14 protein-coding genes are annotated in these 13,147 nt (G+C 52.5%); 13 read left to right on the plus strand and 1 reads right to left on the minus strand.

The window, feature by feature from the left end; genetic code table 11:
• Positions 1 to 58 precede the first annotated feature (58 nt).
• Positions 59 to 907, plus strand: a complete 849-nt coding sequence (locus MKY74_RS17915) for a carbohydrate ABC transporter permease (RefSeq protein WP_084203727.1) — start codon at positions 59 to 61, stop codon at positions 905 to 907.
• A gap of 125 nt (positions 908 to 1,032) precedes the next feature.
• Here the strand turns inward: MKY74_RS17915 and MKY74_RS17920 are convergent, their stop codons facing one another.
• A complete protein-coding gene (locus tag MKY74_RS17920; RefSeq protein ID WP_076167073.1) occupies positions 1,033 to 2,619 on the minus strand; it encodes an ATP-binding protein in 1,587 nt (528 codons plus the stop codon).
• Between the two features lie 238 nt (positions 2,620 to 2,857).
• Between MKY74_RS17920 and MKY74_RS17925 the strand changes: the two genes are divergently transcribed.
• The 12 genes from MKY74_RS17925 (at position 2,858) to MKY74_RS17980 (ending at position 13,115) form a co-directional block, all read left to right on the plus strand.
• Positions 2,858 to 3,142 (plus strand): hypothetical protein, encoded by a 285-nt coding sequence (locus MKY74_RS17925; RefSeq protein WP_076167070.1) that lies wholly within the window; start codon positions 2,858 to 2,860, stop codon positions 3,140 to 3,142.
• A 241-nt stretch (positions 3,143 to 3,383) separates the two neighbouring features.
• On the plus strand, positions 3,384 to 4,250 hold the full coding sequence (locus MKY74_RS17930) for a class I SAM-dependent methyltransferase (protein WP_084203726.1): 867 nt from the start codon (positions 3,384 to 3,386) through the stop codon (positions 4,248 to 4,250).
• A 193-nt stretch (positions 4,251 to 4,443) separates the two neighbouring features.
• Positions 4,444 to 5,427, plus strand: coding sequence for an aminoglycoside phosphotransferase family protein (locus tag MKY74_RS17935; protein WP_076167062.1), 984 nt, complete (start codon positions 4,444 to 4,446; stop codon positions 5,425 to 5,427).
• Between the two features lie 166 nt (positions 5,428 to 5,593).
• Complete coding sequence (locus tag MKY74_RS17940) at positions 5,594 to 5,839, plus strand: spore gernimation protein GerQ (protein WP_076167058.1); 246 nt, start codon at positions 5,594 to 5,596, stop codon at positions 5,837 to 5,839.
• Positions 5,840 to 5,852: 13 nt separating this feature from the next.
• Positions 5,853 to 6,239: a spore coat protein gene (locus tag MKY74_RS17945; protein WP_076167055.1), complete on the plus strand. Its 387-nt coding sequence runs from the start codon at positions 5,853 to 5,855 to the stop codon at positions 6,237 to 6,239.
• Positions 6,239 to 7,375, plus strand: coding sequence for a zinc-dependent alcohol dehydrogenase (locus tag MKY74_RS17950; protein WP_076169413.1), 1,137 nt, complete (start codon positions 6,239 to 6,241; stop codon positions 7,373 to 7,375). The genes MKY74_RS17945 and MKY74_RS17950 overlap by 1 nt, the downstream gene beginning before the upstream one ends.
• A 51-nt stretch (positions 7,376 to 7,426) precedes the next feature.
• The gene (locus MKY74_RS17955; RefSeq protein ID WP_076169411.1) at positions 7,427 to 7,618 is read left to right on the plus strand and encodes a hypothetical protein; all 192 of its coding nucleotides are present in this window, start codon (positions 7,427 to 7,429) and stop codon (positions 7,616 to 7,618) included.
• Positions 7,615 to 7,920: a spore coat protein gene (locus MKY74_RS17960; RefSeq protein ID WP_076167052.1), complete on the plus strand. Its 306-nt coding sequence runs from the start codon at positions 7,615 to 7,617 to the stop codon at positions 7,918 to 7,920. The genes MKY74_RS17955 and MKY74_RS17960 overlap by 4 nt, the downstream gene beginning before the upstream one ends.
• Positions 7,921 to 8,111: 191 nt before the next feature.
• Positions 8,112 to 10,118, plus strand: coding sequence for a Na+/H+ antiporter (locus MKY74_RS17965; protein WP_076167048.1), 2,007 nt, complete (start codon positions 8,112 to 8,114; stop codon positions 10,116 to 10,118).
• Between the two features lie 66 nt (positions 10,119 to 10,184).
• Complete coding sequence (locus MKY74_RS17970; protein ID WP_076167044.1) at positions 10,185 to 10,973, plus strand: alpha/beta fold hydrolase; 789 nt, start codon at positions 10,185 to 10,187, stop codon at positions 10,971 to 10,973.
• Between the two features lie 43 nt (positions 10,974 to 11,016).
• Positions 11,017 to 11,775 carry a TrmB family transcriptional regulator gene (locus MKY74_RS17975; protein ID WP_076167041.1) on the plus strand — a complete coding sequence of 253 codons (759 nt, stop codon included), beginning with the start codon at positions 11,017 to 11,019 and terminating at the stop codon, positions 11,773 to 11,775.
• Positions 11,776 to 11,930: 155 nt separating this feature from the next.
• Complete coding sequence (locus tag MKY74_RS17980; protein WP_076167037.1) at positions 11,931 to 13,115, plus strand: MFS transporter; 1,185 nt, start codon at positions 11,931 to 11,933, stop codon at positions 13,113 to 13,115.
• The last annotated feature ends 32 nt before the right edge of the window (positions 13,116 to 13,147 follow it).

Below are 13,147 nucleotides of genomic sequence, written 5' to 3' on the forward strand. Positions count from 1 at the left end.
AGTATTGATACTTACACATCGTAATCGCAGGAGTGCGGGAGATGTTCTGTTTCAAGTCATGGTAACCGCCCTGTGCGTGCTGATTTTTCTGATCGTGGCCTATCCGCTGTACTTCGTTGTGATTGCATCCGTCAGCGATCAATCGCTGGTGTCGACAGGCCAGGTGACGCTGTATCCCAAACATATCAGCTTTTTTGGCTATCAGGAAATCTTCAAGGATGCCCGCATTTGGACGGGATACAAAAACACGATCATTTACACGGTGCTGGGTACGGCGGTAAACTTGCTGTTTACGCTGCCGGCCGCCTATGTCTTGTCGCGGAAAGAGTTCCGCGCCCGCCGCTTTATCATGTTTGCCTTCGTGGTGACCTTGTTCTTTAACGGCGGCCTGATTCCAACCTACCTGCTGATGAAGCAGCTGCATTTGACCAATTCGATGTGGGTGTTTATCATCCCGTTTTCCGTCAATGTGTACAATTTAATTATCGCACGGTCGTTCTTTGAGCACTCCATTCCGAAAGAGCTGCATGAAGCAGCTTCGATGGACGGCTGCAGTCACTTCACTTTTTTCGTAAAAATCGCGCTTCCGCTCTCCAAGGCGGTTGTGTCTGTCATCGCCCTGTATTATTTAGTCGCCCATTGGAACGATTTTTTTACCGGACTCATCTATATCCAGAGCAATTCGCTCCAGCCGCTGCAAATCGTACTGCGGGACATCCTGCTGTCCAACCAGGTGTTTTCATCCGGAGCAGGCTCCGGCGGAGCTGCCGGAGGGTATGCGCAGCAGTATGCGGACCAGGTCAAATATGCGGTGATCATCGTATCCACACTGCCGATTCTTATCGTGTATCCGTTTATACAGAAGTACTTCGAAAAAGGCGTCATGATCGGCTCGGTCAAAGGTTAGCGGAGCGGGTTCACGCCAGCACGAATGAATAAAGCCGCCGGGCAGCTGTGCCCGGCGGCTTTTGTATCATCGAATCATCATAATGATCGGACCTTTAGAATCGTTTCGATGGCAGGGATCGACGATTAAGCTCCTTCGGTCAATACCGGCAACGTAATCGTGAAGACGGATCCTTCGGATTCCATGCTTTTGACGGTGAGCGTGCCGTTGTGGTCCTGGATGATTTTATGGCAGATGGATAGGCCGAGGCCGGTTCCTTCTTCCTTGGTCGTATAGAACGGATCGAAGATTTTCGGGAGCAGGTCTTCGGGGATCCCTTTTCCCGTATCGGACACGTCAATGGTTACCACCGAATTCGTTTGCTGCACCTGAATATGGATATGACCCGGCTGTTCCATCGCCTCGATGGCATTGCGCACCAGATTTATCAGCACTTGTACGATTTTATCCCGCTCCATTTCAACCATGACGGAATCGCTGACATTCTCCATGCTGATGCTGTGCCCTCTGGAAGTCACCTGCGATTCGGTTAAATTTCTCGCTCTTTCCACACAATGCGAGATGGGCTCGGGCCGGATGTTGCCAAGATGCGGCTTGGAAAACTGCAGAAACTCCGCCGTCAGCTCGTTCATACGCGTGATCTCGTTGGTAATGATATCGACCCATGGCCCGATATTGTACGACTGCGATTTGGACAGATGGATGAAGCCCTTCAGCGTTGTGAGCGGATTCCGGATTTCATGAGCCATGCCCGCAGCAAGCTCGCCGACGATTTTCAGCTTTTCGCTTCGGAACATTTCTTCCTCACGCTTCAGCCACAGCATCCTCTTTTTCTGAAACAGCCGGTCTTCGGCCAGCATGATAATATCATGCGAGGTTGTGCTTTCCCGGGGAAACCGGGCCGTGCTGTAAGTTACCTCGTAGCCGAGCTTACCCGATTCAAGAATATCCTGGGCTTGTCCAAGCGACCCATCGGTATCCGGGATCACCATGGCGAACCGGTCCCCGGCATAACGGGAAATGGCGAAGGCGCTCGGGAAGTAAGTCCGGATGATGAGCGATATTCTCGTCAAAATTTCGTTGCCGCCGCGGATGCTTTCCTTATTTAGGCTTTTAAAGTCCTGAAAATCCAGCAGGATCAGCACAAACGGCGATTTTTTCTTTTCAACCAGTTCGTTGACGGCACTGACATAACCGTCGTAGTTCAAAAAACCGGTCAGCGGATCATGCGATGCGAGAAACTGGTTTCGCCTCAAAAGCCGTTTTCTTTCAATCTCGGTTGTGACGAGATAACGCATTCCAAGGACGATTAATACCAGACTAACCAGATCGTAGACCGAAACCAATAGATTGTAACGGTCCCAGGGAAGGTAGCTTAGCCGGATGACGGTATACAACATGGAATAAGCAAATGCCAGCGACAGCGTATACTTCAAGTTTCTCGTATTTCGGGTTTCCATAATAATTAATATAAAGTAAATGATTTGCGTCCAATTGAGCTGGGAACTCCAATGGAAGAAGGCGAGGCTTACGGATTGAAGAAACAAGGAACGGCTGCTGGACTCGGCGAAAAAAATCATGACCCCCGTCAGCATCGCTCCGGAGAGAAATAGCAGAAAGATGCTGTCGGCTTTGCCCAACAGAATGGAAGATAACATGATAAATGTAGTTAAGGAAGGAATCAAGACGTGTCTTGTCTGTTTTACGATCATGTTTATGCTCCTAGGGAAAAAAGTAAAATTTCAGTAAGCCCTTATCTACTGCCATTATATCGGATAGGCCATGAAAACAATGTCGAATTTCCGTGTCGCCTTGGAAATGATCATGATTTTTTTTCTCCTATGGAGAAAACAGATTTTATGGTATAAATGACCTCATAGCCCGCCGGATGAATTCGGTGTGGAGGGATGCCGGAAGGATCCGGCACGAACGCAAACCAGGGGGAGTATCATGCGGACGTATTTTGTCATCAGCCAGATCATCTATGTGTTATGTTTTATTCCGTGGCTGCTGATTTGGGGAATTTCGTTCATGGGGTTTGACAGTGGAATCAGCGGAGCGGCCATCGCCTTGGTGTCCGTGATCGGCGTTTACCCGCTCGTCACCATTGCCTGTGCCATTATGGCCTGGGCGTTCTACAAGAAGAGGAAGAGAGCGGCGGTCATCGTGAATTCGATTCCGCTCTTGTGGGTACTGGGCGTCGGCGTGCCGGTGCTCGCATTGAATCTTTCGTGAACGATTCAAAGAGCATGAACAATGCAAAGCCCGGAAGCTTCAGGATAAATCCTGAGCTGCCGGGCTTTGCGTCTTTACAGCGCCTGTTAAGGCTGCCGACCGTCAACCGATGCTCATTCGGACAAAGCCTCATAAAAATATCCCGCAGGCTCCACTTTAAAGCTATACTTTTACCGGGATATCCACTATTGTTGACTGTGTATCAGTATAGATGACCAGAACAATCGGGGAGTGTGAAGCAGTGGAGTCTTATGATTGGGATGAGAAGATGGGGTATTTGCGCCGGAGAATGAGTCTTTATTATAATGACGACTACATCGCGTTTTTGGTCAAATCGGTTTGGAAATGGGAAACTCCGGTTCGGATCGTCGATTTCGGCTGCGGTTACGGGCAGCTGGGTTTTATGATGCTTCCGCACCTGCCGGAAGGCTCAACCTATACGGGGATCGATCCGGGAGCAAGACAGATTGGGGCGGCCAAAGAGCTGTACGCTCACCTGCCCTGGAAGGCCGAGTTCATTCGGGCGGAGCTGACAGATGCTGACCTGGGCAGCGCCTTTGATGTCGCCGTATCGCACGCAGTGCTTATGCATAGATCCGATCCCCTGCAGCTGCTGGCCAAGATGGCTGAAAGCGTAAAGGACGGAGGAACGGTCATTTGTTACGAGCCTCACGGCTGTGCTTCCATGTCGAGCTATTATTTTGATGATGTTTTATCTACGGAAGTCATGCCGCTTGGCCCGCTTCAGAAGCTGCATGAACAGGATGCTCTGCGGACCGGGAAGGACGCCAACATCGGCATGAAGCTTCCGGTTTACTTTTCGCAGCTGGGGCTGCGCCGGATCGAGAGCAGAATCAGCGATAAGGTGAACTATTACGACCCGGCACAGGATTCCGAGGAGACGAGGGCTTTGTTCAGCAACCTGCAGTTTGAATGCCCGGGTCAGGAGGAAGACTTTATTCAAGCGCTGATTGAGCGGGGGCTAACCCAGGAGGAAGCAGAACGGCTCTATATCGCCGAGGACCTGTTATCCCAAGTCAATACGCCGTCGATTGCGTTCGCCCATGCGCCGAGCATGAAAATTACATTCGGCACGGTAGTCCGATAAGCCCGTGCTGCAAAAAAGAGCTGTTCCCAAGGTTCATTGACCTACCGGGACAGCTCTTTTTACGTACGACCATTTTTAACCAGACCTTATTCAACATCATAACAGAACCGAAAGAAACAGTCTATATTTTCAGCAGGGACCTGGGATATAGTTGGTGATGCCGGCAATCCAATCATAGAAACGGGGAAACAATATGGAAAATGCATGTCATCTTTCCGAGGCGGATTTAACGCATTATACCAAGCAGGTATTCGGATCGGGTTACGCGATCTCGCAGATTACGCGGCTGAACGGAGGGGCACAGAAGGTCGTCTATCAGCTCGATTTTCTGAACGGTTTTTCCTGTATGCTGTACGTTTGGGATTTATCCATGAATTACTTTCGGGAAGAAATCGAACATTCGGATCATGATATGCGCTCCTATGGAGCCGACTTGTTTGGCGAGAACAACCGGGTATTAACCCAATTGGGCATTCCTACACCCGAGCTGTATAACCTTAATCTGGAGCGCCGGGAGTATGCGTTTGATTATGCGCTTGTCGAACGTATTGGGGGCGGTAAAGCGGAAGACTATTTTGCACACCCGGATACGGCGGAGCAGCAGCGATTGTTTCGGCGGATCGGGGAATTGGTAGCCAAAATGCACGATTGCGCGAGAGATGTGCACGGGCGGCCCGGCCAAACCAAGCCTCCACGGAAGTCCTGCCAGCAGGAGCTGGTGGACAATGCCCTCAGGCAGATCACGTATGCAGCTTCTTATTTGCCTGAGATTGCGGCTGCTCAAGAGGGGCTCATGTCCGTCCTTCAGGAATGTTCATCGCGAATTCGTCCAAGGACATCTTACGGACTGATTCATGGCGAGCTTGGACCGGACCACATTCTGGTGAATGCGAATCTGGAGCCGTATCTGATCGATATTGAGGGTGTAACCTATTTCGACATTGAGCATGAGCACAGCTTTCTCGAGTTTCGGTTCGGGGAGCATTACCGGTATTTCCGTCAGGACCATCTGGATCCCGACCGGATGGCCTTCTACCGCCTGCACCACCATATCTCTTTAATCGGAGGCGGTTTAAAACTGCTTCACCGCGGCTTTCCCGACCGGCAGCTTGCCCAGGGTATCGTGGATCACCATCTGAAGTGCGCCTTGAAATATGTTCATACAACATTCCATTAACCGATTAACTGTGGAAGCCTCTATTAGAGGCTTCTTTTTTGTGAGGAGCAACCCGGCAGGCAAATTTTATGATCCCGGGAGTGCCGCGGAAAACTGAATCAAGCTATACACAGGAGGATAACCTATCCTTGCAGACATCGTTAAATAAAGGAGGTACAGGTCAAACATGAAGGATTTTCCGCTGGCACCCCATGAATCGATCGATCTTCATGAAGTGCTGAATTTTAAAACGCTCTGTGTCGCTAAATCGAAGCTGATGCAGGGGATGGTTTTTGACAAAGAACTGAAAGTGCTGATGCAAAAGGACGTTGAACAGTCCACGCAGGCCATCAACGAGCTGAAGGCGGTTTATGAACGAGCTCCTTTTCAGGCTCCTGTCCCGGAAAGCAAGCCTGCCCCCATCCTAAATTGAAGGTGATACTCTGATGAACAACGATGATTTGGATCCGATCAATTCGCTCAACATGCCGGAGATGGCGGATATGACTTTTGCTATGGACTTTTTGATGCGTGCGAAGGAAGGGGTTCGTAATACCGCGGTTGCCCTGACCGAAACCGTATCCACAGAAGCGAGGGAACTGCTGAAAAAGCAGCTGAAGCAGGGGATTGCCCTCCATCAGGAAATCACCGAGCTGATGATCCGTAAGAAATGGTTTCACCCGTATGAGCTGCACGAGCAGTACCAGCTGGACCAGCTGTCGGCCAAAAACACAGCCATGATTGCCGGGATGAACCTGTTCCCCGCAGATACTTCGCGCAAAGGGATGTTCGACCGGACGCCCGATGAGCATATGGAGGAAGGCCGAGCATGATGAAAGCCGTTACGTACCAAGGGGTTAAAAACGTCGTCGTCAAGGACGTCCCCGATCCGAAAATTCAAAAGCCGGATGACATGATCGTCAAGCTGACCAGCACCGCTATTTGCGGCTCCGACCTGCATCTGATCCACGGCATGATTCCCAATCTGTCGGAGGATTACGTCATCGGTCATGAACCGATGGGGATTGTGGAGGAAGTCGGGCCCGAAGTCACCAAGCTGAAGAAAGGCGACCGGGTCATTATCCCGTTTAATATTGCCTGCGGCGAATGCTTTTACTGTAAAAATCATCTGGAGAGCCAGTGCGACAATTCGAACGACAACGGGGACATGGGTGCGTATTTCGGCTATTCGGGAACGACCGGCGGTTATCCGGGCGGGCAAGCCGAGTATTTGCGGGTTCCATTCGCCAATTTCACGCACTTCAAAATTCCGGAAAACAGCGAGCGGCCGGATGAGAGCCTTGCACTAATCGCCGATGTGATGCCCACCGCCTTTTGGAGCGTAGACAACGCCGGTGTCAAACAGGGGGATACCGCAGTCGTGCTAGGCTGCGGACCGGTTGGACTGCTGGCGCAAAAATTCTGCTGGCTCAAAGGGGCGAAGCGGGTCATCGCCGTCGACTATGTGGATTACAGGCTGCAGCATGCCAAAAAGAACAATCATGTTGAGACCGTCAATTTCGAGCAGCAAGACAATGTTGGTGCATACCTGAAGGAAATCACCAAGGGCGGAGCCGACGTGGTCATTGACGCGGTGGGCATGGACGGGAAAATGAGCGACCTCGAGTTTCTGGCGAGCGGCTTAAAGCTGCAAGGAGGCACCATGAGCGCCTTGGTCATCGCCTCCCAGGCCGTTCGCAAGGGCGGAACGATTCAAATTACAGGCGTGTACGGCGGCCGTTACAACGGATTCCCGCTAGGGGACATCATGCAGCGCAATGTGAACATCCGCGCCGGACAAGCTCCGGTCATACACTATATGCCTTATATGTATGAATTGGTGGCGACCGGCAAAGTCGACGTGGCCGACATCATTACGCATGTCATCCCGCTCAGCGAAGCCAAACGCGGTTACGAAATGTTCGATACGAAGACGGACAACTGCATCAAGGTTATTTTAAAGCCGTAAAGTACTTGATAACACAAGGGAGTGAAGTTCTTGATAAATCCAACGTATGCCATGCATGAGTTGTTGGAGGCGCATGAAATTGCCGCCTTCAAGACGGTCTGCATGACGAAGTCCAAAACGATGCAGGCGCTGGTCACAGATCCTGAGCTCAAGCTCATTCTCCAGCAGGATGCCGCGATGTCATCCGATCAGCTGGCCGAGCTTGCAGCCGTTCTGAACAAAGGAAAGGAGACGCTGCAATGAATCCCGTACTGGAATACATGACCGGCATGAACAAATTAACCGACGATGTGATTGCCATGGACTTTCTAGTCACCGCCAAGAGCGGCGTCCGGAATTTGGCGATGGCCGTAACCGAATGCGTCACTCCGGAAATCAAAGGCATCCTGGAGCGGCAATTGGAACAGGCGATCGATACGCATGAGAAGATTACCAAATACGCGATCGCCAAGGGACTGTACCATCCTTTCAGCGTGCAGGAGCAATTGCGTGTCGATCTGCAGCAGATCCGGACCGCGCAGAGCATTCCTTTTCCCACGCCGTAACAGCTTGATTTATATCAGGCATCTTATCGGTAACTGCATACGCATTAGACATACAGCCGGCTGTGTCGTACAGCCGGTTTTGCTATCATGATTTATCCCTGCCGGATCGGCTGACTTCAACTCATGAATGATCCCCCTTCCGGGAATGTTAGCCATATCGACATTTGGCAGAAAGAAGGCAGGAAATCACTATGGAACTGTTACTGATGGTCATCGTTCTTCTAATTCTGATCGGCATATCGAACGTTATCAATCACTTTACCCCGGCGGTCCCGGTGCCTCTGATCCAGATTGCGCTGGGCGTCGCGGTCACGTACATTCCCGGCGTACATCATGTACCGCTAAATCCGGAACTGTTCTTGCTGCTCTTCATCGCGCCTCTGCTCTTTAATGATGGAAAAATGACACCCCGCGACGAGCTGTGGCAGCTGCGGTCGTTCATTCTGCTGCTGGCGCTCGGCCTCGTGTTTGCCACCGTGCTGATTGCAGGGCCGTTTATTCACTGGCTCATTCCGGCCATCCCGCTGTCGGCGGCTTTTGCGCTGGCGGCCATTCTGTCGCCGACCGATGCGGTGGCCGTCGGCTCGCTGTCCGGCCGGGTGAAGCTCCCGGGCCGCATCATGCGCCTGCTCGAAGGTGAGGCGTTGATGAACGACGCTTCGGGCCTCGTTGCTTTTAATTTTGCCATTGCCGCAACCGTCACCGGCCATTTCTCCCTGCCGCGGGCGATTGGCAGCTTTATCGTGATCGCGGTCGGCGGGATTGTGGTCGGAGCGCTGCTCGGCTTCCTGGCGATTTGGCTCCGCATGCTGCTGCGCAGGCTTGGGATGGAAGATGTCACATTGCATGTGCTGATTATTATTTTGACACCGTTTCTGATCTATTGGATTGCTGAAGAATTTCACCTGTCCGGTATTTTGGCCGTCGTTGCTGCCGGTGTAACCCATGCGATCGAACGGGACCGGATGAGGACGGGATCAGCGCGCCTGCGCATCGTTTCCGACAGCACGTGGTCGGTCATCCTATTCTCCTTGAACGGTCTCGTGTTTCTGCTGCTTGGACTTGAAATTCCCGGCGTTGTCCGGACGGTATGGCAGGACAAGGCATACAATAACGGCCAATCCATTGCCTATATCGTTCTGATTACGCTGGTATTAATGGTCCTTCGCTTTGTGTGGGTATGGGCATCGAACCGCCAATTCCGTTCCGCCGTGCTGACAGCGTTGTCCGGTGTCCGGGGAGCCTTGACGCTGTCGGCGGCCTTCTCCATTCCGTTGACACTGGCCGACAACAGTCCTTTCCCCGAACGGGATTTGATCCTCTTTATCTGTTCAGGCGTCATTCTGCTGACCCTGATCAGCGCCAGCGTGTTACTGCCCATCCTGACCCGCGGTCCCCAGGTGGATCCCGCTCTTGCGGAGGATGCCGAGAGACAAGCGCGCATCCGTGTCATTGAAGCGGGTCTACGAACAGTCAAAGAGGAGAAAAACGATGAAAACCGGCAGCAGGCTATCGAGCTGATCGCTGCGTATTCCCGCAGGCTGCAGATGTGCAGATTCAGAGATCGTGCGGAAATGAACAGATTATGGAAAGAGGCTGTGGAAATCCGGTTGGAGGCGCTCGAGGCGGAGAAGGAAACCGCGGACCGGTGGCTGCAGGAAGAGCGGATTTCGCCAAAACTTGCGGATCGGTTCAAGGCCACGGTATCGCGGGTCGAGCTGCTGCTGTCCACCCGTTTCAAGGTGAAGAAGCTGCTGATCGTCGGATGGTCGGCCATCACCCGGCTGTTCCAAGGCAGCAAACACAAAAAAGCCCGCATGACACCAGACCACCCGAAGTGGAATGCTTATAAGGCGCTGAAGCTGGAAGCGATCCGTGCTGCGATAGAGCGGGTTAAGGGGCTCGAGACATCGGGCAACCGGGATACCATCGCCATGATTATTGCCGATTACCGCGGGCTGGAGCTGCATCTGACACAGGAACCTGCACACGAGGAGCGGGCTGAAGAGATGGATGCGGTCCGCCGGGAGCTTGAGCTCAAGGCCATCCAGTCGGAGCGGAACGAAATTCAACGGTTGTTCGAAGCGGGTGAGATCAGCCGGGCGCTGGCCAACAATTTAAGGCTGGATGTCAATTATCATGAGGCGCATCTGTTTGAATCGCAAACCGTGCATGAGGAGGAAGGGGAGCATGCATAGAAAGCTGCTTTGCCTTCCCTGCTGAGAATGGTAAAATAAGCTCATTCCGGTTGGGGAGGGAAAAGTATGGAAGCTTTCGTTAACGGGATCAAGCTCCATTATGTCGATGAAGGAACCGGCTTCCCGCTAATTGTATTGCATGGGCTTGGCCTGGACGTTCACTCGATGGAACACGCCATTCACTCGTTCAGCACTGATTTTCGCGTCATTGCCATTGATGCCAGAGGGCATGGCCTGTCGGATAAGCCGGCAGAATACCGTCTCTCGGATCATGTCCGGGATGTCATTGCGGTGATGGATTTCCTGAAGCTGGACAAGGTATACCTGGTGGGTGGATCGATGGGAAGCTATATCGCACAAGGAGTCGCCATTGCCGCTCCGGAGCGGGTGGAGAAGCTGGTTCTTGTCACGCCCAAGTCCAACGGCAGGACCTCGTCGATGGCCCGTTTATTCAGCGAGCATGCCGAGGAACTGGAAGGTATGGATACCCCGGCAAAGGTGCAGCATTTAAGCCGGTACATGTTTCACAATCTCTCATTGGTCGGAGCGTGGATGCAGCATGTTCAAGAGGGTGGAACAAGCTTGACGGAGGAGCAGAACGCCGCTTCCAACCGGGCACTTGAAGGGTTTGATTTCCGTCCCGATTATGGCCGGATTACAGCGGAGACGCTGATCATCAGCGGGAAATACGACGGTCTGAATCCGCCGGAGTGGGGCAGGGAAATCGCGGATGCCATTAAGGGAGCGCGGTACGTGGAATTCCTTCATTCCGGGCATGCGCCGCATGTGGAGGAGCCGGAGCGGTTTGACGAAACGGTAAGAAGCTTCCTGCTTGCGCCTCCGGAACAAAGCTGAAGATTGCACCGACCAAGCAGCAAGGGGAGCGGGGATAAAAGTCATGTTACATAAATTCGGATTTTCACAATATGAGAGCAAGGTGTACGAGGCGTTGGCGTCGGCGGAGCAGCCGATGGACGCCACGATGATCGTGAAGCATTCCGGCGTGCCCAAGGCGAAGATATATGAAGTGATCTCCCGGATGGTGGAGAAGGGGATGGTGCTGGAATCCGTTTCGGAAAAAAAGAAGCTGTATACCGCATTGCCACTTCCGCTCGTGATCGAGAAATTAACGTCAGAGTTTCAGTCGGACATTCAGGAGCTGGAGCAGCATAAGGTTCAGAAAGCGGTCATCGACGACCATGTCTGGAGCTTGAAGGCAGACTCATCGATCGGATCCCAGTTAAAGCAGATGATGGAGAATGCAGAGCGCTCGATCCGGTTTTCGGCGTGGGAGGACGATTTCCACAAGTATCTGCCTATCCTGCTGGACAAGCAGCAAAATGGCGTCAAAGTGGAAGGTGTCGTGATTGGCGATACGCCTGATGGCCTGCCCCAGATCGTCCCGATGAAGCCTAGCGAGCAGCATGTCATGCTGGAGCGGTTCAGGCTGCTGATTGTAGACGACCGCGAGGTCGTATTTGCCGGCGTGGAGAATGATTCGTGGCAGGCGATCAAGACCCAGTCACAGCCGTTCGTGCGCGTGTTTACGGACTATTTCCATCACGATTTGCTTTTGGCGAAAATAACAGGCAAATACAATGATATTCTGCTGAACGACGAGGAGATTATGACGGAATTGCTTCAGTTGAAATATTAAGCGCGTCACGTGAAAAACGGGTGGACCCGGATCCATCCGTTTTTTGTATGCAAAAAATAGGGGTTGATCCTCATTTTGAATTAGGTTACCATTGCAGTAGTAACCATAAAAGACATGGAACAGAGAGATTTTTACAGAGGGGAGTTACATGCTGCATGAATTTTAAAATTTACATTCTAGCGATCGCCTGCTTCGTGACCGGAATGGTGGAGCTGATCGTCGGGGGGATGCTGGATCTCGTTTCATCGGACCTTCATATTTCGGTGAGCACAGCCGGGCAGTTGATCACTTTATATTCCGTGGTATTTGCCGTATCGGGGCCTGTGCTGCTGGCGGCAGCTTCGAGGGTCGAACGTAAACTGCTGTACCAATGCGCCCTGCTGGTCTTCATTGCCGGCAATGTGCTTTCGGTCGTCAGCCCGAATTTTACGATGATGGTGATCGCAAGAATTTTGTCGGCAGCGAGCGCCGCGCTCATCACCGTGCTGTCTATCACGATGGCCTCCCAGATGGCGGAACCGGCGTACAGAGCCCGGGCCATCGGCGTTATCTTTATGGGAGTGAGCGGCTCCCTCGTACTGGGCGTACCTGTGGGCATGATGCTGGGCAACGCTTTTGGATGGCGTGCTCCGTTTGTCATGATTTCCATTCTGGCCGTTATATCGTTCATCGCGGTGCAAATTTTTATTACCAAAACGCCTCCCGGCGAGACCGTGCCGCTGCGCAAGCAGCTGGCATCCTTGAAAAACGGCAAAATCATTTTTGGCCAGCTGATTACGATTTTGATGCTGACCGGTCACCTGACCTTATATGCTTATCTGACGCCGTTTCTGCAGGAGACGCTGCACCTGAGTCCTTCCATGCTCAGCCTGTTTTATTTTATTTTTGGCATCGCGGCTGTCCTTGGCGGCGGGGCAGGGGGCTGGGTCACCGACCGGTTTGGGCCTGAGAAAAGCATTCTGACCATTGTCAGCGTGTTTGCCGTAGCCATGCTGCTGATGCCGGTATCTACGGTTTCGGTGTATGTCTGCCTGATCGTGATGATCGTCTGGAGCATGCTCAGCTGGTCGATCTCTCCTTCGATGCAGAGCTACCTGATCAAAGCGGCACCGGAATCGCCGGACATCCAGCAGAGCTTGAACAGCTCGGCATCCCATATCGGTATTGCGCTGGGGTCGGCGATTGGAGGCATGGTGATCGAAGGATCGTCGGTGTATTACAACGCCTGGGTTGGCGTAATTTTCGTCCTGCTCGCATTGGGATCCGCGGTGCTGTCGATTACATGGAAAAAGCGCCGGGTCGAGTCCCGTGCGGCTGCGGGCGTCCAGGAAACATCATGATGGAGGTGAATTCCGCAGTGGCGGCACAGCGG

Source organism: Paenibacillus sp. FSL R5-0378 (genome assembly GCF_038009285.1).
In the GTDB taxonomy this organism is placed as follows: Bacteria; Bacillota; Bacilli; order Paenibacillales; family Paenibacillaceae; genus Paenibacillus_AQ; species Paenibacillus_AQ favisporus.

Coding starts and splice junctions, on each gene's coding strand:
- MKY74_RS17950 (WP_076169413.1), top strand. CDS start 6,239: ATGAAAGCCGTTACGTACCAAGGGGTTAAAAACGTCGTCGTCAAGGAC.
- MKY74_RS17965 (WP_076167048.1), top strand. CDS start 8,112: ATGGAACTGTTACTGATGGTCATCGTTCTTCTAATTCTGATCGGCATA.
- MKY74_RS17940 (WP_076167058.1), top strand. CDS start 5,594: ATGAAGGATTTTCCGCTGGCACCCCATGAATCGATCGATCTTCATGAA.
- MKY74_RS17920 (WP_076167073.1), bottom strand. CDS start 2,619: ATGATCGTAAAACAGACAAGACACGTCTTGATTCCTTCCTTAACTACA.
- MKY74_RS17960 (WP_076167052.1), top strand. CDS start 7,615: ATGAATCCCGTACTGGAATACATGACCGGCATGAACAAATTAACCGAC.
- MKY74_RS17970 (WP_076167044.1), top strand. CDS start 10,185: ATGGAAGCTTTCGTTAACGGGATCAAGCTCCATTATGTCGATGAAGGA.
- MKY74_RS17915 (WP_084203727.1), top strand. CDS start 59: ATGGTAACCGCCCTGTGCGTGCTGATTTTTCTGATCGTGGCCTATCCG.
- MKY74_RS17935 (WP_076167062.1), top strand. CDS start 4,444: ATGGAAAATGCATGTCATCTTTCCGAGGCGGATTTAACGCATTATACC.
- MKY74_RS17925 (WP_076167070.1), top strand. CDS start 2,858: ATGCGGACGTATTTTGTCATCAGCCAGATCATCTATGTGTTATGTTTT.
- MKY74_RS17945 (WP_076167055.1), top strand. CDS start 5,853: ATGAACAACGATGATTTGGATCCGATCAATTCGCTCAACATGCCGGAG.
- MKY74_RS17980 (WP_076167037.1), top strand. CDS start 11,931: ATGAATTTTAAAATTTACATTCTAGCGATCGCCTGCTTCGTGACCGGA.
- MKY74_RS17955 (WP_076169411.1), top strand. CDS start 7,427: ATGCATGAGTTGTTGGAGGCGCATGAAATTGCCGCCTTCAAGACGGTC.
- MKY74_RS17975 (WP_076167041.1), top strand. CDS start 11,017: ATGTTACATAAATTCGGATTTTCACAATATGAGAGCAAGGTGTACGAG.